The organism is Armatimonadota bacterium, assembly GCA_022563855.1.
Classification (GTDB): Bacteria; Armatimonadota; Fimbriimonadia; order Fimbriimonadales; family Fimbriimonadaceae; genus JADFMN01.
Genome location: JADFMN010000003.1, coordinates 294,798 through 321,517, shown reverse-complemented (window position 1 = coordinate 321,517; position 26,720 = coordinate 294,798). Strand labels below are relative to the sequence as shown.

Here is a 26,720-nt window from a genome sequence, read left to right as displayed (position 1 = left end):
GATGACCTCGAATATCGAGGTTACGATGAATAAAAGCAAACGAGCGTTCACGCTCATCGAACTCCTGGTCGTCATCGCCATCATAGCGATCCTGGCCGCCATACTCTTCCCTGTCTTCGCAAACGCAAAGGGCGCCGCGAGAAAGATACAAAGCATGAGCAATCTGCGCCAGCTTGGGATGGCGTGGACGATGTACAACACCGACTACGACGGCACCGTCATGCGCACGTATACGCAGGGGTCTGATCGGATCTACTACTGGTGGGGTTCGTACGACGGCACCGAGCTGCGCCCCGAGGAAGGGCTGCTCTACCCCTACACGCGCAGCGACGAGATCAAATCTGATCCGACGTTTCCGAGCAAGCTGCGAACTGTGCTTGGATTGACCGGCTACGGTTATAACTACAGCTACCTCAGCCCGAGCATCTTCACGCCTCCGACGTGGGAGGAGACGCCGATTCCTGTGGCCGAGACCCAGATCGGGCAGCCCTCCGAGACCGTGGTCTTCGCGACCTCGGCGCGGATCAACAACTGGGAGTTCGACCCGCCGAGACTCGAAGGCAACACGTTTCTCGATCCGCCGTCTGCGGACTACCCTGGTTTCCAAGGCAGACATTCCGCGCTCGGAATCGTGCTGTGGGCCGACGGACATACGAAGGTATTCAAGCCGCGATTCCGAACGGGAACGTTCGGCTACGGTTTCTTTGCCGAAGACTTCATTAGAGAGAACCTAGGTGACATCGACGAGGACGGCGACTTCACGACCGATGAGCTGTTCGATCTAGAATGACCTAAAGGCCCTTCAGTCGTTGCTTGAGTTCCGCTGGATCCAAGTTGGCAATGTGGAGCAACTTGTCGCGGGATTTCAGACCGCGCTTGATCGCGACCGCTGACTTAGGCACCTTGAGCGCCTTGGCGACAATCTGGACGACTGACTTGTTGGCAGAGCCGTCGACGGGCGGCGATGTCGTGTAAACCCGCACGATCTCGCCGTCCAAGCGGAGCGAGTTCTCTTTCGCCTTCGTCGTCACACGCACACGAAGGTCGCTATGCAGCGTCCGCCTGCTCCGACTCCAGTTGGAGATTCTGAGAGTTCTCCAGCGATCCCGCGTATTCGTCGAGAAGCGACTTGAACCGTGACTCGAAGTTTCTGCGTCGTAGCAACAGCTGTTGCAGCTCTTCCCTCGCAGTCTCGACATCCGATGCCACCTTGCGCTTGATCTCGTCGGCCCGTTGTCTCGCAACCTCGACGATCAGCTCAGCCTCTTTATGCGCGACTGCGCGCGTTTCATCCGCCGTCTTCTGCGCAAGCAGGAGCGCGTCCACCAAGGTTTTTTCGCGCAGGCGAAAAGACTCAAGCTCCTGCAGCTCAGCAGCGTGCCGCTGCTCGGTCTCTTTCGCGGATTTGAGAAGCTCTTGCAACTGCGCCGCCGCGCTCTTCAGCATCACGTCGACAGCGTTTGTTTCGTACCCTTTTCTAGCAAGCGGGAAACTAACCCGCTCCAATTCGAGAGGCGTCAAACCTTCCATGGCACTACATGTATTCCACAGATTATGTCCAAGTGGGCCGGCATCGATGCTGAACCGACAAATAAGCTGGCTCCTACTTGCCGCGAACCTTATCTCTTGCCCGGCTGAGATTCCGCTTTGCTGCTGCGTCGTCGGGGGCAATTTCGAGGTACTTCTTCCAGACGCGCACCGAGTCAGCGTGAAACCCCAGCTTAGAGTACGCGTGCGCCAACACCCTAAACGTGTTCGCGTGGGGGGTCTTGCCAACAGTGAGCATCGGCTCTAGGATCGGCGGAATTCGAGCGTACAGCTTCCTCTGCCAAAAGAACTCAGCTTCAGGCAATCCGGCGTCGGGATTGGTGGGGTTTTCGAGGCGCAATCGCTTGCCGGTAGCGAGCATCTCGTCGTAATACTGTACGCTCAGCAACATCCAGAAAAGTTCGGTCGCAACCAGTTCGTAATTTGGCAACACTCGATTGCGGAATCGGAGAACTTGCGTGGCTTGCGGAAAGTCGCCACGGTTGAACGCGGCGTCTGCCTCGTCCGCTGCGCGGCCCTCGACGTAGCTCATGATGACGTCGATCCGATTTGTTTCGTCGCCAGCTTGCGCCGGTACGTAGATGGCTGCCACCGACAGGCCAGCGATCGACAGACACCGTATCACGAATCTCATTGCATACCTCCGATCACGAATCTAAAATCCTCCGCAACTGTTCCTGCACCTTCTGGGGGTTGGCCTTTCCCTGCGATTTCTTCATTGCCTGGCCGACCAAAAACCCCAGTATCCCGGTCTTTCCGTTCCTGTACATTGTGACCTGATCCGGGTGGGCTTCGATTACATCCTTCGCCAATTTCTCGATAAACGAGTCGTCGGTTATCTGTTTTAGGCCCTTTTCTGCCACGATCGCCGCAGGTCCGCTGCCGGTGGCGAACACCTCTTCGAACACCTCCTTGCCGATCTTCCCGCTGATCGTTCCGTCCGCGATCAAGCTCGTCAGTTCAACGAGATGAGTCGGTCGAACCTTGCTCACTTCCCTGCCGTCGGGGTCCGCGCCGTCTAAACGCGCAACCTGCCCGGACTCGTTCAACAGCCTTGAGAAATCCGAGAGCATCCAGTTGCACACCGGTTTCGGATCGCCGCCCGCCTCAACCGCCGCGTCGAAGAATCGACCGAGCTCCAAGCTTGCCGTCAACCGTCCCGCATCGTCCGCGTCGAGCTTGAACTCGTTCACAAACCTCTGCGACTTGCTGAGCGGCAGCTCTGGCAGCTCTCGGCGCAAACTTTCGACCTGATCTTCAGAGAAGCTCATCGGAACTAAGTCTGGGCAGGGGAAGTAGCGGTACTCCTGTTCGACCTCTTTGACGCGCATTAGAAAGCTTTCCTCCTTCTGCTCGTTCCATCCGCGAGTCTCTTGGGCAACCGTCCCACCGGCCTCAAGCACTCCTGTTTGCCGCATAACTTCGTAATCTACACCCAGGTGCACGGCTCGAAACGAATTGAGGTTCTTAAGCTCCGTCTTGGTTCCGTACTCGTCGCTGCCCTCCGGTCGGATCGAGATGTTCGGCTCGCACCGCAAGCTTCCCTGCTCCATCTTGCCGTCGCACACGCCTAGATACAGCAGTACCTTTCTGAGCTGCACGAGGTAGGCCCGCGCTTCATCAGAGCTGCTGATATCCGGTGGGAACTCTGTGACGACCTCCATCAGCGGCACACCTGCACGGTTGAAGTCTATGCCCGCTCGACCGTCTGGCAGGTGCATCAGCTTGCCGGTATCTTCCTCCAAATGAACGCGGCGAATACGGACGGTTCTCGTCGCGTTGCTGCCGTGCGGCACCTCGATCGATCCGTCGTAGCCGATCGGGTTCGTCTCGCCGTACTGGCTGACCTGATACCCCTTCGGCAGATCCGGATAAAAGTAGTTCTTGCGATGGAACACGCTGTCCATCGCGATCGTGCAGTTCATGGCCAGCGCCGTTCGCAGCACCATCTCGATCGCAACCCGATTCGGCACCGGAAGAGAGCCGGGCATACCGAGACACACCGGACACACCCTCGTGTTCGGTTCGCCGCCGAACGCGACCGGGCACCGACAGAACATCTTGCTCTTCGTGAGAAGCTCGGCGTGAACCTCCATTCCTACTGAGGGCAAGTAGTTGAGCATCGGTGTAGATTCTACCGGGCTCGGGCCCTGCTTAAGCAGCCCCGAGAACACGTCCTATAAGTCATATAGGTCCTATCGTGCGACGACCGGAAGTCCGCCGACAGAGCCCACGGCGAACGTGTGGTCGTCCTTGTTGATGCCGAAGACGGTGTACTCGCTCACCGCGCCGACTTCAAACGTGCCCTGCCACACCGGGCTCGCCGAGTCCCGCCAGTAGACGACGTACTCGACGCCATCCTGTGCCTGCCACTGCAGGCGGGTGTCGTGCCCTTGCCGCCGATTGACCCTCACTCGCGCGGGTGCGGGCTTGGCATCGGCCAGCGCAGCCATCGCCACGAAGTTCGCGCGTGCCGCGTTGCGGAGGTACTGCGGGTCGATGAACTCCAGCTTGTCCTGGCCAGTGTGCTGGCGCGTGAACTCCTCGTGCACTTCGCAGAACCGGATGCCGTTGAACCCTTGAAGGTTGAACGACCGGTGGTCGCCGCCGCGACCAAACCTGTCAAGACGGAACACCAGCTTTACGCGGAAGTCATCGAGCTCGCGGCGCACAGTCCACTCGGTGAACCGCGCAAGCTCCCGACTCTCGTGGTCTGTGCTCTCGTCGCTAAATACGCGAATCTCCCGCGTGTTGCTGTAGCCCGCGATATTGCTGCTAGATCCGACGATGTCGTTGTTGAACACTGCTTCGAGGTTCCACTCCTCCTCTTTCGCGCGCGCAGCCAGAGCAGTCGATCCCAGCAGGCCCTGCTCTTCCCCGCTGAAGCAGACAAAGACGAGGGTGTTCTCCCAAGTCCGCATCGACATCACTCTTGCCAGCTCCATCGCAACGGCTACACCGCTCGCGTCGTCGTCAGCGCCTGGCGCGCGGCCAGTCACCGGATCAACGGCGCGATCGAGCGAGTCGATGTGCCCTCCGACGAGTATGCGCCGGTCCGTTCGTCCGGGCAGAACTGCCACCACCTGAACGACGTCCTTCTCTTCGACCATCCGTCGCCCGGTGGCACGATACGTCATCAGCTCAACCTGCATGCGGGGCAGCTTGCCAAGCTCGGAGGCCGCCCATTCACACGCCTCGGTCAGCCCGTCGCTGTTCGTGTTTCGAGTGTTGAACGAGGTGAGGCGCTCGATAGTAGCAACGAGTCGCTCCGAGGATATTTGGCTGACAAGGTCGGATTGCGTTCCGGCCAGTAACGATAATGCAAGGGCTACGATCATGTCCTAGTGTAGCCGGTTCACGCGCGACACCCTCAGATATGAAGCGCCACACACTTTTGGAAGTCAGCCAGGCGTCGGTCGAATTCGACCGGCTTGTGCCCGAGGCCACCGGGCGGCCAGAGGTATAGTCAAATCGGTGACTCTAAGAGCTAATTCTAGGCAACGACCGCTTCTCAAACGATCGGCAGCCTTGCCCGTGACAGCAGCCATATGCAGCTAACGATTTGCATCGTCAAAGAGACCGCGCAGGGAGAAGCGCGAGTGGCGATTGTTCCAGAGGTTCTCGGCAAATTCATGGCCGCCGGAGCATCGGTCGTCATAGAGAAAGGGGCGGGCCTCGATGCCGGAATACCGGATTCAGACTACGAAGGCGCTCGGTTCGAAGCCGATGCTGCGAGCGTGCTGAGGCAGGCCGACGTTCTACTCAAGGTCCAGCCGACGACCCTCGACGAAATCGCGGCGCTCAAGTCCGGCGTGATCGTCGTCGGGCTCATGCAGCCGCACAAACAGATCGAGGCAGTCCGCGCGCTGAAGGACCGAAAGATAACAAGCTTTGCGATGGAGCTGATCCCTCGCATTTCGCGTGCGCAGTCGATGGACGTGCTGTCGTCGCAAGCCTCTGTCGCGGGCTACAAGGCGGTGCTGCTAGCAGCCAACGCGCTCGATAAGTTCCTGCCGATGCTGACCACCGCCGCTGGCACGATCCGCCCTGCGCAAGCGCTCATCATCGGCGCAGGCGTCGCCGGCCTGCAAGCCATCGCCACGGCGCGCAGGCTCGGCGCAATGGTCGAGGCGTTCGACGTGCGAAGTGAGACGAAAGAGCAGATCGAGTCGCTCGGAGCGAAGTTCGTCGACACCGGCGTCGTCGCAGAGGGCGAAGGCGGATACGCGCGCGAGCTGACCGACGAGGAGCGCGCACAACAGCAGAAAGTGCTGGAAGACCACATCGCAAAGGCCGACATCGTGATCACGACGGCAGCGGTGCCTGGGCGCACTGCACCCCGCATCATCAGCAAGAGCGCTGTCGAGCGGATGAAGCCCGGCGCGGTCATCGTCGACCTCGCGTGCGAAAGCGGCGGAAACTGCGAGCTGACCTGCCCGGGCGAAACAGTCAAACACGGCAACGTAACAATTCTAGCGCCCTTGAACATCGCTTCTCTAATACCGCGACACGCAAGTGACATGTACTCGCGCAACCTGTTCAACTTCCTACAGCCAGCGATCACAGAAGACGGCCTCAAGATCGACTGGGAGGACGAGGTGTTCGCGGGCGCAGTCCTGACGCACGACGGCGAGATCAAGCACGAACAGACGCGCAAGGCGGCAGAAAATGCTTGAAATTACCGGATTCATCGCTCTATACATCTTCATGCTCGCAGCGTTCGCAGGCTATGAAGTGATAGCCCGAGTGCCCGTCATCCTGCACACGCCGCTGATGTCCGGCTCGAACTTCATCCACGGAATCGTTCTCGTGGGCGCGATGGTCGTGCTGGGGAGTGCGACGTCCACGCTCGGACAAGTGATCGGCTTCATCGCGGTCGCCCTGGCGGCCGGCAATGCGGTCGGCGGCTACGTCGTGACGGCGAGGATGTTGGAGATGTTCAAGCCCAGCAAGAAGGAGAGCGAGTGAATCTCGACCCGCTGATCCAGGCGTGCTACTTCGTCGCAGCGATCCTCTTCATCGTCGGGCTCAAGCGCATGAGCTCGCCGGTCACGGCTCGCGGCGGAATGGTCTGGGCGGGCGTCGGCATGATCGTCGCGACGCTGGTGTCGTTCCTGACGCCGGGCATGGCCAACTTCGGATTGATCCTTGTCGCGATCGCCGTCGGAGGTGGAGCAGCTCTGATCACCGGCAAGAGAGTCGCGATGACCGACATGCCGCAGATGATCGCGCTCTACAACGGAATGGGCGGCGGCGCAGCGGGCGCGATAGCGGCCGTCGAGCTATTCAAAGACGAAAGACTCGACGTCGACATTGCTAGCCTCGCCGTGCTCGGGGGCTTGATCGGAGCGATCTCGTTCACCGGCAGCCTCATCGCGTTCGCAAAGCTGCAAGGGCTCATCCGCGGCTCGCTGAGGTTCCGCCCGATCAACGTGATCAACGCCGTGCTGCTGATCATCGTGCTCGGTCTCGGTGCGGCAATCGCGACCGGTCCGGTGCCTCCGGGCACGGTGACCATCTTCTTCATCGTCGCACTTGTGATCGGTATCTCGATGACCGTCCCGATCGGCGGTGGCGATATGCCGGTCGTGATCTCGCTGTTCAACGCACTGACGGGGCTCGCCGTCGCGTTCGAGGGGTTCGTGCTGAACAACGCGGCGATGATCATCGCAGGCACCGTCGTCGGAGCGGCGGGCACGCTGCTCACGCAACTGATGGCGAAGGCAATGAACCGCTCGCTGGGCAACGTGCTGTTCTCGCAGTTTGGCGACGCTCCAGTGCTCGAAGGCGGCGAAGTTCAGGGCAGCCTGAAACCGATCGAGGCGAGCGACGCCGGCATTATGATGGCGTTCGCTAACAAGGTCATCATCATCCCCGGCTACGGAATGGCCGTCGCGCAGGCGCAGCACAAGGTCTGGGAGCTGTGCCAAGTGCTGATCGAGCGCGGAGTGACCGTCAAGTTCGCGATTCAGCCGGTCGCTGGGCGCATGCCCGGACACATGAACGTGCTGCTCGCCGAGGCTGGCGTGCCGTACGACCTGATCTATGACGAGAGCGAGATCAACGCGGAGTTCGATAGCGCGGACGTCGCGCTCGTAATCGGTGCGAACGACGTGGTCAACCCGGTTGCGCGCACCGATCCTTCCAGCCCGATCTACGGAATGCCGATCCTAAACGCCGACAAGGCAAAGAACGCGATCGTGATCAAGCGTGGAAAGGGCGCCGGGTTCTCGGGCATCGAGAACGCGCTGTTCCTGGCCGACAACACGCGCATGCTGTACGGCGACGGCCAAAAGATGGCAGCCGCGCTGATCAGCGCGATCAAGGAGATTTAGGGCGGTTCGGAGGTTCGGGGGTTCGGGGAACTGCAAACTGCAAACTGTGTTCGGATTTGTTCGGGTTTGGGAGTGCGCGGTCCTTCGTCAGGCTCAGGAGACCGCGCTTTTCATCGCGTCGCCTTGACGACGCGTATTCGGATTCGTTCTGATTTGTTCGGCCTTGGCCCTAGACCCTGCACCTCGCACCGGGCTCCTCAAAGACGAACGGCGCGATAGCCCGTGAGTCTCCGGCGCGGTGTCGCAGGAGGGCCACCCTCCAGGCGCATCGCTGCCGGGTTCGGAAATTCGGGAGGGAGAGCGTCCCCGCGAGCCGCGCGCACAAATCAAAACCACCAACGGAGCGCGGACTCTTAGTCTGCATCCCGGCCTTTGGACTCTCAGTCCAAAGTTGACCGCAGGATAAGTGCGCGAGATGAACTAACAACAGATCCACACGCGATGCAGGCTCGCTCGCCCGCGCCGCCCGATTTAGCCGGACGCGTCCGAAGCGTAGAAACTCTTCACGGCCTCGATTACACTATCGACTGTGAGGCCGTGTTCGTCAACGAGAAGCTGCTCGACCTTCTTGTCGCCGCAGCCGACGAGCGCTATCAAGAAGTGCTCGGTCGCAATGGCGTGGCAGTCGAGCTGTGCTGCGAACCCAGACGCCGATTCCAAGACCTCTTCCAATGCCTCAGACCGTGTCGCACCCATGCTTGTCGCCTCGCGCCTCGACAGCTGCTTGACGACTTTCACCAAGAGGTCCGCCGGCTTGACGCCCAGGTCCGTGAGAACGCTGCAGGCAGCGCACGCAGGACTAGAAACGAGAGCCCACAGAAGGTGGATCGGATAGACCAGCCCGTGGAGCCCGAACATTTCGGCCTCTTTTTCAGCGTTGGCCAGCTTCTGCTGTGCCAGCATGGTACTGCCGTATACATCGCTCTCATCGCCTTCGTCTCGGGTGGGTGCGCCATCGTCCTGAAGCTCCCTGACCGCGTCTCGCGCTCGCTCCAATTCCACCCCCAGTTTGTTCAGCACCAGACTGGCCAGCCCGTCGCCCTCGCGAATCAGGCCGAGCAGAAGGTGCTCCGTTCCGATGTAGTTGTTCTTGAGTTTGCGAGCCTCGTCATAGGCTAAGTCGATAACCCTCTTTGCTCGCGGCGTGAGCGACATATCCTGCGGGAGTATCGAGTCGCCGTCTGGCAGCTGCTTTTCAATTTCGGTGCGGATTCGACCGCGCTTGACCCCGAGCCGTTCTAGCACCCGCGCGGCCGTGCTGTCGTCCTCTGTCACAAGACCCAACAGTATGTGCTCGGTCGAGACGTACCCCTCCCCAAACTTCTGCGCCTCCTCTTGTGCGAAGAAGACGACCTTGCGCGCTCTTTCTGTAAACCGTTGCCACATGCTCCGACCCCCTACCCCCTGCCCAACTTCCAGTACAGGTACCGCATGACGCTCGCGAAAACGTGCGGGCGACTGGTCGCTTTGCCGACGCTGTGGTCGTCTCGCGGATACGTCATCACGTCGAAGTACTTGCCCTCGTTGATCAGGCTTTGCATCAGCCGCGCCGTGTCTTGGAACAGCACGTTGTCGTCGAGCATCCCATGGATGAGGAACAGGTTGCCTTGCAATCCTGCGGCGTGGTGTACGGGCGAAGTCGTCTTGTAGATCTCCTCGTCGTCCTCTTGCATCCCGAGCCGACGGCGCGTGTACCACTCGTTGTAGGTGAACCAATCGGTGACCGGCGCGACCGCGACTCCCGTATCGAAGACGCCCGGCGCGGTGAGCATGATCATGTTTGTGAGGAAGCCCCCGTAGCTCCAGCCCCACACGCCGACACGATCCTCTCTAACGAATCCAAGCGAATCCAGATAACCCTTCGCCGCCACTGCCTCGCGCGTATCGATCACGCCCATCGACTTGTAGTACTCGCTGTTGCGCTCGCCGCCCTGGCCCCAGCTCGACGCAAAGTCCACGAAGAGCGTCACCATCCCCAGCTCTTCCGCCGCGTAGTTGGAGAAGTACCCCATCCACGCCATCTTCGCGCTGTTGGCGTACATGCTGCCCAGGAAGGCCGAGTGCTTCTTGCTCGCATCCATGTGCTTCGGCGTCACGAGCAGGCCGTATATCGTGCGCCCGTCCTCGGCTTCGAACGTCACCTGCTTGTAGTCCGCCCAATCGATCTTGTCGAACTCCGGCAGCGGACTGGTTGTGAGTTTCTTCGCGCGCGGCTCGACCGCGTACAGCTCCCAAGGCTGGGTCGGCGAACTGGCCATGGTCGCGATCCGTGTGCCGTCTTCGCTGATCAGAGGAGGCGAGCAGTCGTCGAATCCCACACGCGTGCCGACGCCGTTCTCCATCGGGATGTGCACGGTGCGCGAGCCGTCCTGCTCGATGATCGTGATCTCGGTAGTCAGCGGACTGCGCGCTTGCGTCACCAGGACGATCCGGTCGCTGTCCTTCGCCCGCGCGACGCCAGCGATGTCGTGATCCTCGGCGTACACCGGCTCGATGTTCCTCCCAAACGCGTTCATCGAAAACAGCGAACGGTTGATGAACTCCCCGTCTTGGATATCGGTGGTGAAAAGAATCCGCTTGCTGTCGCGCGACCACAGCAGCTTTCGAAAGTCCGGGATGTAGTTCTTCGGCGCGGTCTCTTTGTAGGCGTTGTAGAACAGCATGCCTTTGACGTGGACGACGGAGATCGTGTACTCCTGAAAGTCGTCGCTGATCCAGCCGATCGCGTACATCTTTCCGTCCGGCGACCACTCTTCGGCGACCTTCCAGTTGTAGCGCGGGATGTCCGACAGCCACTTGATCTCGCCACCCTCGACCGGCACGATTCCCGTTTGGGCGTTCCAGCTTTTGTCCCCGTGCCACATGCGCGTGATGTTGACGACCTCTGCGCGGTCTTTGCTGAAGTCCATCATCACGTGCTTGCCGAGCTTGCTGCTGTCCGACCAATCGACGGCGATGTTCTTCGAGTCCGACGACCACTTGAACCCGCCGATCGTCGTGCCGGACTTGCTGATGAACGTGATCTGCTTCACCTGGCCGGATTCACGATGGTAGGTGAACACGTTGTTGCTGCGGACGAAACCGATGTACAGCCCATCCGGCGAATAACCCGCGCCGCTGACCTGTTCGTTCGTGTCGAACAACGGGCGGAGGTCGCTTCCGTCAGGCTTCATCAGCCAAACGCGGCCGCGATACGAACCGGTCATGATCTCGCGCCCATCCGGCGACCACTGGAAACTCGCAAGTCCGGAATCGTAGAGCGCCTCTTCCTCCTTTTGCAGGTCCGTTCGTTCGTCGTCCTGTCGGTACGGCCGCTCGATCGTGCTCGTATCGAGGATCATCCGGGACCGTCCACTCGGAAAGTCCATCACCCAAACGTCGCGCCGTCGCTCGCCGGTCTTGTTCCATCCGTAAACGATCTTCGAACCGTCGGGCGACATCTTTTCGCCAGCCGGGCTGCGACCGTTGACGATAGGAAAATCGTACAGCCGCTCAATGCTCAGCCCCGTCTTCGCCTCGGGAAGCGGTTGGGCAACGCAGATTGTGGTGACGAAGAGCGCAGCTAGAACTGACGCGACAGTGAGAAGCCTGGTCATCGTTCTTTGTTACCTTACTGGCGAGCTGTAGGGCACCGCACGATGAACATTCCCTCGAAATCACTCGCATCCACCGTGCCTTGTTTGGCTGATGAGGCGATCAATCGACAGTAGGGCGCAGACCCCGTATTCGCGTCCAAGACGTCGTGCCGGGTTCGCCGAACCACACTGTGTAGGTGCCATCTTCGAACACCCACGGGCGGATCGACCGACCGATGATGCGGACTGTATAGAGGACCTCGCGAGTCGCTTCGTTCACGACCTGCACGACCGGGTCGTATGCGCTTGCCGAGATGATCGGCGGCAGGTATCCGAACCGTCGCCTCGGGTAGTTGTCGAGCTGGTTGATCGTAATCGGCCAGCCACGGTACTGCTCCGCGTTCGCGGCGGGCTGCGACACCCAGCGAGGCCAGCACTCCATCGTGATGTCTCGCGTCGAACGGTTGAGACGGACGATGCCGTAACCGGGCACGCGGTCGTACAAATTAGAAGGCAGGTACCCCGTCTGGAACGGATTTGCGACGGCCCAAACCGTCATTAGATTTCCAAATCCATCGAAGTAGTCGCCGGTGTACCGAGGTGCGCCAGGAACCTGATTGAGACCAGCGACCAGAGGCATCCAGCGGCGCGGCCAGGTGTTCCCCACTGCCGGAACGCAGAAGCTGTACCCAGCGTCGCGCCATTCGTCAACGCCGTACTGCACAACGCTGGCTAAGTGCTGGTCGCCATTTATGTGCAGCGCGAACGCCTTGCGGATGATCCTGACCGCGCGGTCGCGCGGGGTCTGCGGCCAACCGTTGCTATCGGCATCGCTCGCGGGCTGATCGTCCGGCGGATAACCCCCGACCGCATAGATCGGCAACTGCGGAACCACGCCGTCGTTGTTCGCGCTTGCAGGCAGGGTAGCGACGTTCACAAGCGGCGTTTGAGAGAGCAGCACCTTCATCCAAGTGCCGCCGCTCCAGTCGTCCGCCCAATGATCTAGAAATTCCTCTTGCCGTTCTCCAAGAAGGATCGCGCCGGGAACATCCGCGTCGCGTGCATCAAAACCATCGGCCAGCGGCCACCCGTTCTTGAACTGCCCCGCAGGCACTGTCGGAGTCGGGGAGTCCTTGAACATCCTGTCGCCGATCACAGCAAAACTAACTCCTCCGTAACGAATCGCCGTGTAGTACACGCTGATCCTTTGCTCGATCGACTCTGGGTCGAACGGATCTGGCAGGTGGCTGACCTGCGAACGGTGGATCGCGTTCACGACCGAAGCTGGCAGCGTGTAGCCACCGCTGTCCTGCGCCGTCATCCCCTCATGTGCAACAGCCTTGCGACCGCCCGCTCCCCAGATGTTTCCGTGATAAACGTCGTGGTCGTCCGGCAAGCACACGGTCGGGATGTCGCGCATCAGGTCGCGGTAAGCCCACAGAAACCTGTACCACTTGTGCAGGTAGTCGAGGTACACGTCCTCGGGCGGGTTGCGGCGCGCTGGAGTTAGGTCGCCCTCGTAAATCTGATCGCCGGAGAAGAACAGCAGGTCGGGGTCATGGTAAGTTACCGCGTCGACGACCTCTTGGTGCGGCGTCCAGATACCGGTCGAGTTCCATCGCAGCGGCCCGACGAAGCTCTTGTGCCCCGTGAAAGCCGCTATCACGAACTCGTCTTCCTCTTTCGGCTCGGCCCGAATCGTTCCGTTCCACGCTTGCTTGTCGTTGTAGATGATTCGGTACGGCATGTCGCGGCTGGCGTCCCAATTGCCGACGAAGAACCGAAACGTATACGAGTCCTCATCGAGGAGCGCCGTATCAGCTACGATCGCCTGATTGCCAATCATGATCTGCAACTGTGCAGTCTGGCGATCCCTGTCGCCAAGCGGCGGCATCTGTACCGTCATCTTCATCATGCCGGCGCTGACCGTGTGCATCGCGCTGATCACGGGTCCGAACGCCCGCCGTTCCTCCGTGCGAACCTTCGGACCGCTGACGTAAAAGTCGTCGAACCAGACTGACGACCCCGAGTCCGGCCCCAAGTGCGAGACTAGGCCGATTCCGCCCTCCACTTGGTGCGCCGGAATCCCCTCGTACCATGCCATGCTGATCACCCCGCCAGTGGCTGTTTCAGACGCGGAAAGCCGCACATTGTAGTTGTCCCCGTTCGGACTTACATTAATTGAAAGGCGGAGCGGCTTGAACTCTGCTTTGTCAACATGCGCTTCGCGAATTGGCTCGTACTCGGGCATCAGGTCTGGGCTGGTCGCTCCCGACAGCGACCAAGAGTAACCGCCCTCGACAGGAGTAGAAAAATCGCGCAGCTGCACGCGCCCTGTGTGATCAACAGCAGCAAGCATGCCACCATCTTCTGCCGGTTTGTGGTGTACCAAACAAGAGATGCGGTGATCGACGCCGTCCCCGCCGTGGCCGAAAATCACCCCGACCAATCCGCCATCTCGCAGTTTCGTTCCATCGCCCGTTCCGACCGTGACAGCAATACTGAACGAGCCAGAATCTCCCGCCAGATACGTCGTGAGCAACTGCGCGGTGCGAAGCGGAAAGTTGTCTCGCCCCTCCGTGCAGACTACGCGGCCGTCCGCCACCTCCCAATCCTGGATCGCGTTCGCCCACCAGTCCTCGCCGATCCAAGTTCGATCCGGCACGTCGTCCCAGTCGAACCTGATGGAATCGGCCGACGGGGCTAGCAGGAGCGACACTAGCAAGACGGCGAGCACCATATCTGGATTATGAACTGCCGCAAGCTAGCCGATCCCACGACCGCAGTGGTACGCTCCCGATTATGCGAATTGGATCGATCTTGGGTCTGGCAGCGCTTGCTGTACTCGTGGGCTGTAACGGTGGCCAGCGGTCATCGAACGGAGACTCGAAGGGCTATAAGATAGCGATGATCCCGAAGGGGACGTCGCACGAGTTCTGGAAGACTGTCGAGGCCGGTGCGCGCAAGGCCGCAGATGAATTGAACGTCGACCTGACGTGGAAGGGTACGGCGACCGAAGACGAGAGGAACCAGCAGATTCAGATCGTGAACGACTTCGTCGGCGTCGTCGACGCGATCGCGCTCGCGCCTTTGGACAGCAAGGGTCTTCGCGGCCCTGTGAAATCGGCGAACGAAGCCGGAACGCCCGTCATCATCTTCGACTCCAGCATCGAGGACAGCAAGATCGTCTCGTTCGTCGCGACCGACAACCGAGCAGCGGGCGCAAAGGCGGGCGAAGCGATGGTCGAAAAACTGGGCGGCAGTGGAACGGTCATCGTCCTGCGGTATCAAGAGGGCTCCGCCAGCACCAATGAGCGCGAAGAGGGGTTCCTCGCAGCGGTCCGTGCCGGCGGTCTCGAGGTTCTCAGCGATGAACAGTACGCTGGCGCGTCTTCGGAAGAGGCCCGCCAAAACGGCGGACGCCTTCTCCAGCGGTTCATCTCCGGCAACCGACTGACGATCGACGGCGTCTTCTGTCCGAACGAGTCATCGGCCTTCGGGATGCTGCTGGCCATGCAGGAAGCGGGCGTCGCGGGTACGGTCGCGTTCTTCGGTTTCGACTCGAACGAGAAGCTGCTCGATGGATTGCGCAACGGCGATGTAGACGGGCTAATCCTGCAAGACCCGTTCAACATGGGCTACATCACGGTCAAGACGATCGTCGCGCACCTGAACGGTGAAAGCGTCGAGCCCTTGACAGACACCGGATCGACCCTCGTCACGAGTGAGAACATCGATTCTGACGCAATCCAGAAGCTTCTCAACCCGCTCGGTTAGCGAATGGCGTTCGTCGAACTTCGCGGAATCAGTAAACGGTTCGGGGCGACCATCGCTTTGGACGGCGTGGACTTCACCGTTGATACGGGAGAGGTCCACGCTCTGGTCGGGGAGAACGGTTCTGGCAAATCGACGCTGATGCGCGTGCTCGCCGGGGCGGTCCGGCGCGACAGCGGCGAGCTATTCTTGGACGGCGAATCCTTCGAGCCTCGCGACCCCGGTCACGCGCGACTTTCCGGCGTCGCGATGATCCACCAGGAGCTGTCTCTTTGCGACCATCTCTCGGTGGTCGACAACGTCCTTCTCGGGATGGAGAGAACGCGGCTCGGTTGGCTCGACGGCCATGAGCAGGATCAGATCGCGCGAGAGGCTTTGGGCCGTCTCGGACACGCTGACATCGATCTTCAGGCACTCACCGGTTCGTTCCCCATCTCTACACGCCAGGCGATCGAGATCGCTCGCGCACTTGCAATCGGGTGCCGGGTGATCGTGTTCGATGAGCCGACCAGCAGCCTGACGCACAGCGACGCGGAGCGCCTTTTCGAGATCATCGACTCGCTGAAGGCGGATGGACGCGCGATCGTCTATATCTCTCACTTCTTCGACGAGGTCCGGCGCGTCTCCGACCGTTTTACCGTCCTGCGCGACGGGCAGATCGCCGGCGCGGGCGCCACCGAACAGTTCAGCGACGATCGGATCATCTCCATGATGGTCGGACGGGAGATCGCCGACCTCTATCCTCGCGGCGAGCGGCGTCTTGGCGAAGTCGTGCTCTCTGTCACTGAAGTGGCAGGCGTGTTGAAGCCCTCCGACGCCACGATCGAGGTGCGGGCAGGTGAGGTCGTCGGAATCGCGGGTCTCGCGGGGGCCGGTCGCACAGAGCTGATTCGCGCCGTGTTCGGTCTCGACCCCGTTGTTCGCGGCGAACTGAAGGTCCTCGCTCACGTTGGCCCTGCCAGCCCAGCGAGAAGGTGGGCGCAGGGCGTGGGGATGTTGAGCGAAGACCGCGTGAGGGAGGGGCTCGTCCCAGGAATGTCCGTCGCGGAGAACACGCTTCTGACGACGATGCCGGTCTGGGTGTCGCCGGCTTGGGAGTCGCGGAGCGCACAGGCGGCGATCGACCGGCTCGGCATCAGGACAGAAGGACCGCACCAGCCTGTGCAGTCGCTCAGCGGGGGCAACCAGCAGAAGGTCGCGCTCGCGCGTCTGCTCATCCACGACGCCGACCTCTATCTCTTGGACGAGCCGACGCGAGGGATCGACGTGGCCAGCAAAGAGCAGATCTACAGGCTCATCGACGAGGTCGCCCGACAGGGCAAGGCGGTGCTGATGGTCAGCAGCTATCTGCCCGAACTGCTCGGTGTGTGCGACCGCATCGCGGTGATGTCGCGCGGCAAGCTGGGTGCGGCGCGGCCAGTCGGCGAGTGGTCGCAAGAAGAACTGATGCAAGAGGCGGTGGGCCACTGATGAAGAGATTCAGCGCGCTCAAGAACACGATCGGCCTTTTGGTCGCGCTGGCGGTGCTGTACACAGTTTTCGCGATACTGATCGGGGAGAACTTCACGAGCATGCGCACGCTCGAGAATATGCTGAAGAACAGCACGATCGTAGGGCTGGTCGCGGTCGGTATGACCTATGTGATCGTCTCTGCCGGGATCGACTTGTCGGTCGGTTCGATGGTCGCGTTCGTGACCGTCGTGTTCGCCGTTGCGCTCGACCGTGGCGCGGGAATGGCGATGGCGTCGTGCTGGGCCCTGCTCGCCGGCGTCGGCGCCGGTCTGCTCAATGGAGCGCTGATCGTCGGCCTGCGGGTCACTCCTTTCATCGTGACTTTGGGGACGCTCTTGGTATTGCGCGGTGCGGCGAAAGGGCTTGCCGACGAACGTCCCGTCTATCCCGACGACACCGGCTGGGTCGAGCCGCTGATGCGAACGAAGGCCGACGATGCGCTGAGCGTCCCACCTGGCGTTTGGGCGCTGATCGTCGTGGCAGTGCTCGCGTCGGTCGCTCTGCGCTACACACGGTTCGGCCGGCACACCGTCGCTGTCGGATCGAACGAACAGGCCGCGCGCCTCTGCGGTGTGCCCGTCGGTCGCGTCAAGATCGCAGTGTACGGACTTGTCGGAGCTTGCGCTGCCCTCGCAGGGCTGGTGCAAGTGTCGCTGCTGACCGGTGGCGACCCGACTATCCAAGTAGGTCTCGAGCTCCAGGTGATCGCTGCCGTCGTGATCGGCGGTGCGTCTTTGGCCGGCGGCACCGGCTCGATTGGCGGGACGCTGCTCGGAGTGTTGATCATGGAGACGATCCGGACTGGATCCAGCGCGCTTGCATGGCCGACCTGGGTGCAACAGATCGTGACGGGCGCGATCATAGTGATCGCCGTCGCGCTCGACCAGGTGCGGCACAGGAGGACTAAGTGAAGAAAGACACAACCGTCCTTGCTGATCTGATAACACTGACTCGGCAGCTTGCGGACAACCGGTTCGTCATCCTCGGCGAAGGCAACACGTCAGCCAGGGACGGCGAGACGCTATGGGTCAAAGCCAGCGGTCATTCGATGGCTGACATCGACGCGTCCGGTTTCTCGCAGGTCGCCACGCAACCCATATTGGACGTATTGGACTTATACGACTTATCCGACGATCAGTTGCGGCGACGATTGAACGATGCGCGTGTCGATCCGGAGCGAGACGGCTATCCATCGACCGAAACGTACATGCACGCGTGGTTGCTGACACTGCCGGCCGTAAAGTTTGTATCGCACACGCACCCGACCACGACGCTTGGGATCATGTGCGGTCCGCGCGCCCAGGAATTCGCCGACAACCGCTACTTCCCCGACCAAATCGCCATGTGCGGACCGCGCTCTGTGTTCGTGAAATACGTCGCACCTGGCTTAAGATTGGCACAGGAGATACGATCTCAGTGCCAGAAGTACACCGAGGAGACCGGGCTCCAACCGAAGACGATCCTCTTGCAAAACCACGGGCTGATCGCTCTCGGCCAGAAGACCAAGGAAGCTCTGAGCGCGACGATGATGATGGACAAGGCGGCTTCCGTTTTCAACACTGCCCGCGATCCGGTAGCACTTTCTCAGGAAGAGGTCTCGAAAATCCAAAATTGGACCGATGAGCACTTCCGACAGAGCAAGATCTGGGAGGACTGAGTTCTTCCTCTCGGTATCGTCCAGGGAGAGGGGCTGCGAAGCTACTCGATCTCCGTGACTTCCAGCGCCAGATCCACCGAAGTCACGCTGTGAGTCAACGCGCCAATAGAAGCGAAGTCAGCGCCGCTCACGGCATACTCCCGCACGTTTTCGAGCGTGATACCGCCGGTCGCCTCAATCTCGACGTCAGGCATGATACTGCGCGCTGTATCGACAAACTGGCCAAAGCTCTGCGGAGACTGGTTGTCCACAAGGAGCCGGGTGGCTCCGGCTTTCAAGGCCTCCTTCACCTGAGCGAGCGTTTCGACTTCGACGTATATGTCGGTCACGCCCCTTGATCGCGCGGCCTGGCACACCGTGCTCAGGTCCGTCCCTTCACGCTCCATCGCTGACCAGTGGTTGTCCTTTATCATTACCGCCTGTTCCAAATCGATGCGGTGGGGTTCTCCGCCGCCGGACAGGACCGCCCTGACGTCAAGACCGCGGAGACCTGGTGCGGTTTTCCGCGTGTGCAGGATTCGACACTTCGTTCCCGCCACTGCACGCGCGTACTCCCGTGTGGCGGTTGCGATTCCGCACGCCCGCTGAAGAATATTGAGCAGCGGCCGCTCCGCGCGAAGGATTCCGGCGAGGTCGCCTCGAACAGAGCCGATATGGGCGCCGCAAGAAACAGACGCACCGTCATCTACCAGCCACTCCGTCGATCCACCGCACAGGGCAACGACGGCATCGGCGTAGGCGGTGCCGGCAACGACACCCTCTTGTCGAAATTCGATGACACCGGTGGCCCGTGTTTCCAGCGCGACGGTGAGTTCGCTCGTTATGTCAACATCACCGTCTTCAGATAGGGCGAGCTCCGCCACCCTCCTGGAGTCCGCAGCCAGGTCGGACAGGCGTTCGTCGGTGACTGATCTGCGCACGGTACCTCTAGCCGATGCTGACCATCCGATCGATAGCCGCGCGCGCTTTGGCTCTGATGTCTGGCGGGACAGTTACGACGTGCTGGTCATGAAGGAGAGAGTCTCGCGTTCGCTCAAGCGTGATCGTTTTCATGTACGCGCAGACAGCTTCGGGGTCTGCGGCGACGAACTGCTTGTCGGGCGCAACCTTCTTCATGCGGTGAAGGATTCCCACTTCCGTCGCCACGATGAACGTGGACGCGGGACTCGACTTGGCCAAACGCGTCATCCCCTCAGTAGAGGCGATGTGCACGCCGTTCGACTCGATCTCGCCCAGCCCCATCTCGTATATGAGCTGGCCGGCACATCCACATTCCGGATGCACCAGCACCTCGGCATCAGGAAACTCCTTTCGGCGCTCGTTCACTGTCCGCGCCTGGATGTTCTTGTGCACGTGGCATTCGCCCATCCACACCTCGATCCGGCGGTCGGGCCTCATCCGCTTCATGTGCGCGCCGAGGAAAAAGTCCGGCAGGAAGAGAACGCCGCGATCCTCGGGAATGGCGTCGATGACCGCAAGCGCGTTCCCGCTCGTGCAACAGTAGTCCAGCTCTGCCTTGACTTCTGCGGTCGTGTTCACGTACCCCACTGCGATATAGTCGGGGAACTCCGCTCTCCAGCGGCGCACGTCCTCCGCCGTAATCGTCGCCGCCAAGGAGCAGCCCGCTCTCATGTCAGGCAGCAACACCCGCTTTTGCGGAGAGAGAATAGCTGCCGTCTCCGCCATGAAGTGCACGCCGCAAAAGACGATGACGTCGGCGTCCGTAGCGGCTACTTGCCGCGATAGTCCAAGCGAATCCCCTACGAAATCCGCGACGTCCTGCACCTCTGGCCGCTGGTAGTTATGGGCCAGGATGATCGCGTTGCGATCCTGGGCGAGCGTTCGAATTTCTTCCTGAAGCTCAGCCAGGCGCCCCGGGGAAAGGTCGCAGTCTTCAATCACAGGAAGAGCAAGAGCCATGACGTTATCCTAGTCCTCCCATACTCCGCAACGAGATCCTGTGCAAACCATAACAGACATTTTACCGCGCCATCGAATGGCTCGTAGGGCCGAACTTAGCTGCAAGTCCCTCCCCCGGCCTGCAGCCTGACGCTCGCCGAGTGCCTACGAGGCCGGGGGAGAGGGTCCGCCAAAGAACTCTCCAGTGGAGAGTTCGACGTGGAAGGTGGGGGCCTAGCAGCATTTGGACTGAGAACTTTCGACTCTCGACTTCCCCGTGGAGGTTCGTCCTCCTGGGCGACCTTAGCATTCGATCTGATCATCATTCGACCTGTCGCGCTGGACTCGGACATAGCGGGAGTCGGTCGCAGGTGCGGTGTCGCAGAAGCGCCACCCTCCACCGGATCACGGACAAACCCTTCGGGCCTGACCGTGGCACGCCGCTAGCCCATCACCAAATCCCTCCCCCGGCCTGCTGGCTGACGATCGCCTGTTGCTCTTTGTGGCCGGGGGAGGTTAGGAGGGGGCTTCGCGGGACTTGGACTAAGAGTCCAAGAGCCGGGATGCGGACTGGAGAGTCCGCGCTCCATGAAATCACGGACAAACCCTTCGGGCCTGACCGTGGCACACCTTCAACCGGTTAAGAATCTTGTTCCTCGTAATCCCAAGTACCCGCACCGACGATTGCTTCTTCCCCACTCGGGAGACGCACGACTGCTTCGATGCTCGGCGGAATTGACAGCTTGAGCGTGAATTGACCGTCCGCGATTCTCCAGTCAGTAGTGATCCGACCGCGAACAGAATCGTATGTCGCGCTGCCGTGCGTCAGCGGTCCTGGCTCGGGAGCGATCAAGACGCGCTTGTACCCAGGCTCCAACAGACGAATCCCGCCGATCGTCTCCATCATGAACTGCCCGACTGCACCGTAGGCGTAGTGCGACAACGAGTTCATCGCCGGGTCCGCAAACCCGTCTTCCGGCGTCCACCCGTTCCACCGTTCCCAGATCGTCGTTGCACCGTGCTTCACGCTGAACAGCCAGCCGGGATACTCGTCGCTCAGGAGAATCGTATACGCAATATCTGTGCGACCGATGTCGCGAAGCACCAGCATCAAATCCTTCGTGCCGACGAACCCCGTCGTCAAGTGACCGTGCCGCTCAACGTTTACGACCAACTGTTCGACAGCCAGCGATCGAAGCGGTTCGTCGAGCAGACCGAACGCCAGTGCAAGGGCGTAACCGGTTTGCGAGTCCCCGGCCACGACTCCTTCATCCGATACGTACGCTCGCGCAAACGAAGACCGCAACTTTGCGAACAGAGCGTGGTATTTCACCTCGTCTTGTGGACACTCGAGGACAGCGGCTATCCGCGACATGAGATCGGCTGCGTGTGCAAAGTACGCCGTGTAGATCACGTCGTGCGGCGTGTCAACTTCGACGTTCAACCAATCTCCGAAGCAGTGGTACTCGTCGGGAGGAAGCCCTTCCTCGGTAGAGCGCGATTCGCAGAACTGCAGAAATCGCTTCATGGATTCGTACTGCTGGTCTAAGATCGCGCGATCCTCGTAGACTTGGTACAGAGCCCAAGGCACGATTACGCCGGCGTCTGACCATGCCGGGCCGCCGTCGTCGCCCGCAACTTTCAGCGGAGCGACCATCGGATACTGCCCGTCGTCGCGCTGCGCGTCCGCAAGGTCGACGAGCCACTTCCGCAGGAACGCCTGCACGTCCGCGACGAGACAAGCCGTGCGCGCATATATCTGAATGTCCCCTGTCCAACCAAGTCGCTCGTCGCGCTGCGGGCAGTCCGTGGGCACCTCGATGAAGTTCGCGCGCTGCGTCCAGACGATGTTCGACCACAGCCGGTTCAGCCGCTCATCGGAGCACTCGAACGTGCTGGCGAGCTTGTCGATATTGCTCAACGCCTTCGCCTTGATGCTCGCCAGCTTCGCGCCGGTCGCTTGAGCGTATCTAAACCCGTGAAACGTGCCGCTGGGAGAATACTCTCTGCCTTTTTCCAAAACCGAGAACTTATCGATCGCCTGCGCCGTGCGCAAGTTGTCCGTGTACAGATTCCCCTCCGAATCGAGCGCCTCTCCGTGACGAATCGTGGCTCTGGCCTTGCGCAGCCTCGCAACGACGACTCCGGAGAGGTTCTGCCCGAAATCATAGATGTGCTTGCGCGAGCTGATCCTGCGCACCGAAACCGGCTTGACAACTTCAAAGCAAACGCACGGATTCATCGGATACGGCTCGATCAAAGGTTGCAAGTCCGTGCCTGCATCGACTGCTGACCACGCTGAGTCGTCAAACCCTGGCGACGACCAGCTGTCCATCTGCTCGCACTCGACAAGCGACTCGCCCATCAGAAAGTCGGAGTGATGCAGCGGCCCGACGCTCGCGCGCCAATCCGCGCTCGTCACAACTCTTTCGACTTCGCCATCGCGATACTCCAGAACGAGCATGCACGAAAAGCGCGTCTGGTCTCCGTACTGGTCGCGCTCCGGCTTGAATCCTAGATACCCGGCATACCACCCGTCCATCAAAGTGGCCCCGATCGCGTTTTCGCCCTTTGTGATGAGCGATGTCACATCGTAGGCGCGATAGTGGACGCGCTTGGTGTAATCCGTCCAGCCGGGAGCAAACCACTCCTGCCCGACGCGGCGACCGTTGATCTCTGTTTCGAAAATCCCAAGCGCTGTCGCGTAAAGCGTCGCGCACTGTATCGGCCTTTCGACGGAAAACTCGGTTCGCAGACACCTCGGCGGTGGAAGGAAGAGATCGGAGCACTCTTGACGAATAGGCTCGTCCCAACCGATCCACTCAGCGCACCAACCGTCCGGCGCTCGCTTCCACTGCGCCTCCGTGCTCCACTCCCCGTCGCAGACCATCACCCGCCAGAACGCGACTTGCAACGGTTGCAAAGGCAAGCCGCCATAAGCGATGCCGAACGTCTGGTCGGATTCCACTCGACCGGAATCCCAAAGATCAGGCTCTCCACCGGCGCGCGACGACACGACGATCCGGTAAGCCACCTGGCGAACGTCGCCATCAAGCACCCACGACAGGATCGGCCGTTCGTCCGCGATCGCAAGCGGATCGACAAGCAGATTGCAGCGAAGAGAGCCGTCGGCAATGCGCAACATCAGCGTCGTGTGGCATGGTTGTCCCGATGCCCGTGCGGGGCAGCCATGTCGAGCCAGAACCGATTTACCCGATCCCGTAGGTAACCTGCCGCCTATGCGCGCAGTTCGCTCTGTTCTGTCGGGGTTGCTCGTCGTCGGCACCGCCTTCGCGATCGCTCAAGAGAAGCCCAACATCGTCCTGATCTTCAGCGACGACGCGGGGTATGGCGACTTTGGATTCACCGGCTCGCTGCAGATCGAGACTCCGAACATCGACTCGATCGCGGCGAACGGAGTGATCTTCACGCAGGGTTATGTCAGCGCCGCAGTCTGCAGCCCGTCGCGCGCCGGCCTGCTCACCGGCAAGTACCAACAGCGGTTCGGACACGAGTTCAACGCAGGGGTCACCGAAGCCCAGCCGGGCGATATCCCCGAGATGATCGGCCTGCCGCTTGAGCAGTTGACGTTTGCCGACTACATGAAGGATCTCGGCTATACGACCGGAGTGATCGGCAAGTGGCATCTCGGTATAGAAGACCACTTTCATCCGAGGGAGCGGGGATTCGACGAGTGGTACTTCTTTCGTGGCGGGAGCCGCTCGTACTGGGAGATCGAGGGCAATCGCAGGACGAGGCTCGAGGCGAATCCGGGCCCGGTGCGGCCTGTCACATATCTGACCGACGACCTTGGGCAGGCGGCGTGCAGGTTTATCGAGCGCAACGCAGACGACCCGTTCTTCCTGTACTTGAGCTTCAGCGCCCCGCACACACCGCTGCAAGCCAAGGACGAAGACCTCGCCAAATACGAGTGGATCGAGAACAGACGGCGCAGGACTTACTGCGCGATGGTCGACTCGATGGATCAGCAGGTCGGCGAGGTTCTGCGAACGCTGCGCGAGCAGGGCGTCGAGGAGAACACGATCGTGATCTTCCTCAACGACAACGGCGGACAAACCGACGCAGGCGCGATCAACGCTCCGCTGAACGGCATGAAGGGCACGTTCCTCGAAGGCGGGGTTCGCGTCGCGTTCTGTCTGAAGTGGCCGGGCCACGTCGCTCCGGGCACAACGTACGACCTGCCCGTGATCTCGCTCGACATCATGACAACATCGATCATCGCTGGCGGTGGATCACTGCCTGCCGAAGAAGACACGAAGCTCGACGGTCTCGATCTAATGCCTTTTCTCAATGGAGCAGCAGATGGCGAACCGCACGAGACGCTGTACTGGCGATTGGGCTTCGGCGCTGCCATCCGCGATGGAGACTGGAAACTGATCCGGCTGCCGGACCGACCGCCGATGCTGTTCAACCTCGCCGAAGACATCAGCGAGCAGAACAACCTGCTGTGGAAGCGACCAGAAAAGGCGCGCGAGCTGTTCAAGAAACTGTTCGCGTGGGAAGCGACGCTACAGTACCCACGCTTCCGCACTTCCCCGTTCTGGCTGAAGAACAACGCAGAGCGTTACGACCACGAGTTCATCCTCGTGCAACCCCCTGGAAAGGGCGGCTTGAGCTCATCGCACTGCAAATGCAGTGCTAGACAAGTCGAGCGGCGCAAACTTGATTCCGCTGTCGTTGACGGTTGCTTTAACTCGATGTATGATAGCGGACGAGATTGAGAATGGCGCGTATCAACCGTGGACGGTTCGTGCTGGGTGGCCTGGCGGCCGGGGTGGTGATGATTGCAGTACAACTGCTCTCGACCGGCCTCTATGTGGACGAGATGTTCGCCATACTAGACGCTCACCAGTTCTCGCCTCCGCAAAGTCTCGCTTCGTTGGCGGTGTTCTGCCTCATGCGGTTCACTTGGGGTTTCGTCGCTCTCTGGTTTTACACGGCGGCCAGGTCGAGGTACGGTCCGGGCCCGAAGACCGCCGCTCTCGTTGGCTTCATGTTCTGGCTTGGCGGTGCTTTCCTGGCAGTAGTGGGCTACGGCATGCTGGGGCTCTTCCCGACAACCATGCTCGCTCTGTGGGCGGTCATAACGCTCGTCGGCCTGATGCTTTCGACACTTGTAGGCGCATGGATCTACAGAGAGGCTTGAAGTGCCCACAGTTGATGCGCGAACAGCTCAGTGCGGGCGTCGACTTGCCTTGCGGCGCCGACAGGTCGCTCCGAGACAAAGAAGGCAAGACAGCGCTGGACTACGCTCGCGAAAACAGCCACGAAGAAGTCGTGAATCAGCTCGAAAAGACGAGCTGAGAACATGGCTGCCCCGCACGGATATCGGGACAACCATGCCACACGGTCGCTCGGGCAATTTGGTCTGGTAAAATGAATCTTGGATCCGATGTCAGGACAGAACATGCTCGTACCGGACTGGGGCGACATGATCGGGCTGAGTTTGGATAACCTGATCGGGCTAGGCTTGGGTCAGCAAGCTCCTCGACAGCGGTTCGTTCTCGGTCCGGAAGACGCCCGAAACTGCTACCAGTTTCAGCAACAGATGAACGCGCTAGCGGCTTTAGCTGGCCGCGCCGGCCGATCCGATCCAGCGAGAAACCAAAGAGGGACACACCCCGAGCGAGATCGGCTGCCGTCCGTGCAGACTCCGCAAGCCCCTCTATTAGCACGGTTCGCGTCGGCAATGAATCGTGGCCCAGTTGCGACGCGCCCGAACGAGCCGAAGCCCGATCCCCTCAAAGTAGCGGCAGAGAAAGAGCTGAAAGAGTATCTAGGGGTAGCGGACCTGTACGACCCCAACGACCCCTGGGCCAGCACCTAACGTCTTGAACGCTCTTCGATACTGGACGGCGAGCGATCGATGCGAACGACTTTTCTTGGCTGCCCCACAGGGATTCGAACCCCAACCTACGGTACCAGAGACCGCTGTCCTACCATTAGACGATGGGGCAACTCCGCCGTTCATATTGGCAGAGTTGCCCCAGTTTTGCAACGGGTACTCGGTCTTCGGACCGTTCGCCTTGTTCTCGCTTAGCCGGCCAGCCGATAAGCGACGTACTCTTCCTGGCCTTCCAGGACCTGTTGTAATCTGCTGTCGGTGAGGTCTTCTGCCTCGTCGTCGGTGCGTGCGACGAACGTCACTTTCTCCGCGCCGGCGAACTGGCCAGCCTCTCGCGCGTTCTCGAACGACGTCAAAACCCCGTCGTCCATCCGCCGGACAGTCGCATAGTCGATCAGGATGCTGAACGGTTCGTCGCTGTGCATCCGAAGGTACTCAGTCATCTCCTCCAGAAACACTTTCGCCTCGCCGTTCGTGATGTAGCCACCAAAACTCGCCTCAATCTGGCGCTTGCCGGGATTCCAAGAAATCAAATACATAACCGCAATTTCAGC

Annotated in this window: 23 protein-coding genes and 1 tRNA gene; 12 read left to right on the top strand and 12 right to left on the bottom strand. The window is 60.6% G+C overall.

The genetic code is table 11. The features are described 5' to 3' along the window. The first annotated feature begins 25 nt into the window (after positions 1-25). Entirely contained in the window at positions 26-790 is a 765-nt protein-coding gene (locus IH944_05725) for a prepilin-type N-terminal cleavage/methylation domain-containing protein (GenBank protein MCH7904052.1), read from the top strand. A gap of 1 nt (position 791) precedes the next feature. Here IH944_05725 and IH944_05720 read toward each other — a convergent pair whose 3' ends face one another. The 4 genes from IH944_05720 to IH944_05705 all read right to left on the bottom strand — a co-directional run bounded on the left by IH944_05720 (position 792) and on the right by IH944_05705 (position 4,886). Next, on the bottom strand, positions 792-1,199 hold the full coding sequence (locus tag IH944_05720; GenBank protein ID MCH7904051.1) for a DUF167 domain-containing protein: 408 nt from the start codon (positions 1,197-1,199) through the stop codon (positions 792-794). Positions 1,200-1,603: 404 nt separating this feature from the next. Beyond that, positions 1,604-2,182, bottom strand: coding sequence for a hypothetical protein (locus IH944_05715; protein MCH7904050.1), 579 nt, complete (start codon positions 2,180-2,182; stop codon positions 1,604-1,606). 13 nt (positions 2,183-2,195) lie between these two features. Next, positions 2,196-3,671, bottom strand: a complete 1,476-nt coding sequence (gene gatB, locus IH944_05710; protein ID MCH7904049.1) for an Asp-tRNA(Asn)/Glu-tRNA(Gln) amidotransferase subunit GatB — start codon at positions 3,669-3,671, stop codon at positions 2,196-2,198. Positions 3,672-3,743: 72 nt separating this feature from the next. Continuing rightward, positions 3,744-4,886 (bottom strand): M20/M25/M40 family metallo-hydrolase, encoded by a 1,143-nt coding sequence (locus IH944_05705; protein ID MCH7904048.1) that lies wholly within the window; start codon positions 4,884-4,886, stop codon positions 3,744-3,746. 210 nt (positions 4,887-5,096) lie between these two features. On the opposite strand from IH944_05705, the gene IH944_05700 reads away from it, so the two are divergent. The 3 genes from IH944_05700 to IH944_05690 are packed head-to-tail and all read left to right on the top strand — an operon-like array spanning position 5,097 to position 7,883. Further along, a complete protein-coding gene (locus tag IH944_05700; protein MCH7904047.1) occupies positions 5,097-6,224 on the top strand; it encodes an NAD(P) transhydrogenase subunit alpha in 1,128 nt (375 codons plus the stop codon). Further along, positions 6,217-6,516: an NAD(P) transhydrogenase subunit alpha gene (locus IH944_05695; protein MCH7904046.1), complete on the top strand. Its 300-nt coding sequence runs from the start codon at positions 6,217-6,219 to the stop codon at positions 6,514-6,516. Before IH944_05700 ends, IH944_05695 begins: the two co-directional genes overlap by 8 nt. Beyond that, positions 6,513-7,883, top strand: a complete 1,371-nt coding sequence (locus IH944_05690; protein ID MCH7904045.1) for an NAD(P)(+) transhydrogenase (Re/Si-specific) subunit beta — start codon at positions 6,513-6,515, stop codon at positions 7,881-7,883. The genes IH944_05695 and IH944_05690 overlap by 4 nt, the downstream gene beginning before the upstream one ends. Positions 7,884-8,354: 471 nt before the next feature. Here IH944_05690 and IH944_05685 read toward each other — a convergent pair whose 3' ends face one another. From IH944_05685 to IH944_05675, 3 genes are all read right to left on the bottom strand, one after another. Beyond that, positions 8,355-9,269 carry a hypothetical protein gene (locus tag IH944_05685; GenBank protein MCH7904044.1) on the bottom strand — a complete coding sequence of 305 codons (915 nt, stop codon included), beginning with the start codon at positions 9,267-9,269 and terminating at the stop codon, positions 8,355-8,357. An 11-nt stretch (positions 9,270-9,280) separates the two neighbouring features. Continuing rightward, complete coding sequence (locus tag IH944_05680) at positions 9,281-11,479, bottom strand: prolyl oligopeptidase family serine peptidase (GenBank protein MCH7904043.1); 2,199 nt, start codon at positions 11,477-11,479, stop codon at positions 9,281-9,283. 100 nt (positions 11,480-11,579) lie between these two features. Further along, the gene (locus tag IH944_05675; protein ID MCH7904042.1) at positions 11,580-14,198 is read right to left on the bottom strand and encodes an alkaline phosphatase D family protein; all 2,619 of its coding nucleotides are present in this window, start codon (positions 14,196-14,198) and stop codon (positions 11,580-11,582) included. A 62-nt stretch (positions 14,199-14,260) separates the two neighbouring features. On the opposite strand from IH944_05675, the gene IH944_05670 reads away from it, so the two are divergent. Genes IH944_05670 through IH944_05655 form a run of 4 tightly spaced genes read left to right on the top strand, consistent with a single transcriptional unit; the run spans position 14,261 to position 18,401 of the window. Continuing rightward, a complete protein-coding gene (locus IH944_05670; GenBank protein MCH7904041.1) occupies positions 14,261-15,235 on the top strand; it encodes a substrate-binding domain-containing protein in 975 nt (324 codons plus the stop codon). Between the two features lie 3 nt (positions 15,236-15,238). Continuing rightward, positions 15,239-16,702 (top strand): sugar ABC transporter ATP-binding protein, encoded by a 1,464-nt coding sequence (locus tag IH944_05665; GenBank protein ID MCH7904040.1) that lies wholly within the window; start codon positions 15,239-15,241, stop codon positions 16,700-16,702. Then, the gene (locus tag IH944_05660; GenBank protein ID MCH7904039.1) at positions 16,702-17,655 is read left to right on the top strand and encodes an ABC transporter permease; all 954 of its coding nucleotides are present in this window, start codon (positions 16,702-16,704) and stop codon (positions 17,653-17,655) included. The genes IH944_05665 and IH944_05660 overlap by 1 nt, the downstream gene beginning before the upstream one ends. After that, positions 17,652-18,401: a class II aldolase/adducin family protein gene (locus IH944_05655; protein MCH7904038.1), complete on the top strand. Its 750-nt coding sequence runs from the start codon at positions 17,652-17,654 to the stop codon at positions 18,399-18,401. Before IH944_05660 ends, IH944_05655 begins: the two co-directional genes overlap by 4 nt. 41 nt (positions 18,402-18,442) lie before the next feature. On the opposite strand, the gene nadC is transcribed toward IH944_05655, so the two are convergent. The 3 genes from nadC to IH944_05640 all read right to left on the bottom strand — a co-directional run bounded on the left by nadC (position 18,443) and on the right by IH944_05640 (position 23,445). Next, the gene (gene nadC / locus IH944_05650; GenBank protein MCH7904037.1) at positions 18,443-19,321 is read right to left on the bottom strand and encodes a carboxylating nicotinate-nucleotide diphosphorylase; all 879 of its coding nucleotides are present in this window, start codon (positions 19,319-19,321) and stop codon (positions 18,443-18,445) included. 7 nt (positions 19,322-19,328) lie between these two features. Then, positions 19,329-20,321, bottom strand: a complete 993-nt coding sequence (gene nadA / locus IH944_05645) for a quinolinate synthase NadA (protein MCH7904036.1) — start codon at positions 20,319-20,321, stop codon at positions 19,329-19,331. Positions 20,322-20,940: 619 nt separating this feature from the next. Beyond that, a complete protein-coding gene (locus IH944_05640; GenBank protein ID MCH7904035.1) occupies positions 20,941-23,445 on the bottom strand; it encodes a family 78 glycoside hydrolase catalytic domain in 2,505 nt (834 codons plus the stop codon). Positions 23,446-23,539: 94 nt separating this feature from the next. Here IH944_05640 and IH944_05635 point away from each other — a divergent pair, with 94 nt between their 5' ends. The 4 genes from IH944_05635 to IH944_05620 all read left to right on the top strand — a co-directional run bounded on the left by IH944_05635 (position 23,540) and on the right by IH944_05620 (position 26,148). Further along, complete coding sequence (locus IH944_05635) at positions 23,540-25,042, top strand: sulfatase (GenBank protein MCH7904034.1); 1,503 nt, start codon at positions 23,540-23,542, stop codon at positions 25,040-25,042. Between the two features lie 2 nt (positions 25,043-25,044). Further along, complete coding sequence (locus tag IH944_05630; protein ID MCH7904033.1) at positions 25,045-25,467, top strand: hypothetical protein; 423 nt, start codon at positions 25,045-25,047, stop codon at positions 25,465-25,467. Beyond that, positions 25,446-25,625: a hypothetical protein gene (locus IH944_05625; GenBank protein ID MCH7904032.1), complete on the top strand. Its 180-nt coding sequence runs from the start codon at positions 25,446-25,448 to the stop codon at positions 25,623-25,625. Before IH944_05630 ends, IH944_05625 begins: the two co-directional genes overlap by 22 nt. Positions 25,626-25,713: 88 nt before the next feature. Next, a complete protein-coding gene (locus IH944_05620) occupies positions 25,714-26,148 on the top strand; it encodes a hypothetical protein (protein MCH7904031.1) in 435 nt (144 codons plus the stop codon). A 56-nt stretch (positions 26,149-26,204) separates the two neighbouring features. Here IH944_05620 and IH944_05615 read toward each other — a convergent pair. Further along, positions 26,205-26,278 (bottom strand) — tRNA-Gln (locus tag IH944_05615). A gap of 79 nt (positions 26,279-26,357) precedes the next feature. After that, the gene (locus tag IH944_05610) at positions 26,358-26,705 is read right to left on the bottom strand and encodes a hypothetical protein (protein MCH7904030.1); all 348 of its coding nucleotides are present in this window, start codon (positions 26,703-26,705) and stop codon (positions 26,358-26,360) included. Positions 26,706-26,720: the final 15 nt, after the last annotated feature.

Coding starts and splice junctions, on each gene's coding strand:
- IH944_05640 (MCH7904035.1), bottom strand. CDS start 23,445: ATGTTGCGCATTGCCGACGGCTCTCTTCGCTGCAATCTGCTTGTCGAT.
- IH944_05720 (MCH7904051.1), bottom strand. CDS start 1,199: ATGTCGAGACTGCGAGGGAAGAGCTGCAACAGCTGTTGCTACGACGCA.
- IH944_05660 (MCH7904039.1), top strand. CDS start 16,702: ATGAAGAGATTCAGCGCGCTCAAGAACACGATCGGCCTTTTGGTCGCG.
- nadA (MCH7904036.1), bottom strand. CDS start 20,321: ATGGCTCTTGCTCTTCCTGTGATTGAAGACTGCGACCTTTCCCCGGGG.
- IH944_05620 (MCH7904031.1), top strand. CDS start 25,714: ATGTCAGGACAGAACATGCTCGTACCGGACTGGGGCGACATGATCGGG.
- IH944_05610 (MCH7904030.1), bottom strand. CDS start 26,705: ATGTATTTGATTTCTTGGAATCCCGGCAAGCGCCAGATTGAGGCGAGT.
- IH944_05635 (MCH7904034.1), top strand. CDS start 23,540: ATGCGCGCAGTTCGCTCTGTTCTGTCGGGGTTGCTCGTCGTCGGCACC.
- IH944_05700 (MCH7904047.1), top strand. CDS start 5,097: ATGCAGCTAACGATTTGCATCGTCAAAGAGACCGCGCAGGGAGAAGCG.
- IH944_05625 (MCH7904032.1), top strand. CDS start 25,446: ATGGATCTACAGAGAGGCTTGAAGTGCCCACAGTTGATGCGCGAACAG.
- IH944_05675 (MCH7904042.1), bottom strand. CDS start 14,198: ATGGTGCTCGCCGTCTTGCTAGTGTCGCTCCTGCTAGCCCCGTCGGCC.
- IH944_05680 (MCH7904043.1), bottom strand. CDS start 11,479: ATGACCAGGCTTCTCACTGTCGCGTCAGTTCTAGCTGCGCTCTTCGTC.
- IH944_05630 (MCH7904033.1), top strand. CDS start 25,045: ATGGCGCGTATCAACCGTGGACGGTTCGTGCTGGGTGGCCTGGCGGCC.
- IH944_05715 (MCH7904050.1), bottom strand. CDS start 2,182: ATGAGATTCGTGATACGGTGTCTGTCGATCGCTGGCCTGTCGGTGGCA.
- IH944_05725 (MCH7904052.1), top strand. CDS start 26: ATGAATAAAAGCAAACGAGCGTTCACGCTCATCGAACTCCTGGTCGTC.
- IH944_05670 (MCH7904041.1), top strand. CDS start 14,261: ATGCGAATTGGATCGATCTTGGGTCTGGCAGCGCTTGCTGTACTCGTG.
- IH944_05665 (MCH7904040.1), top strand. CDS start 15,239: ATGGCGTTCGTCGAACTTCGCGGAATCAGTAAACGGTTCGGGGCGACC.
- IH944_05685 (MCH7904044.1), bottom strand. CDS start 9,269: ATGTGGCAACGGTTTACAGAAAGAGCGCGCAAGGTCGTCTTCTTCGCA.
- gatB (MCH7904049.1), bottom strand. CDS start 3,671: ATGCTCAACTACTTGCCCTCAGTAGGAATGGAGGTTCACGCCGAGCTT.
- IH944_05705 (MCH7904048.1), bottom strand. CDS start 4,886: ATGATCGTAGCCCTTGCATTATCGTTACTGGCCGGAACGCAATCCGAC.
- IH944_05695 (MCH7904046.1), top strand. CDS start 6,217: ATGCTTGAAATTACCGGATTCATCGCTCTATACATCTTCATGCTCGCA.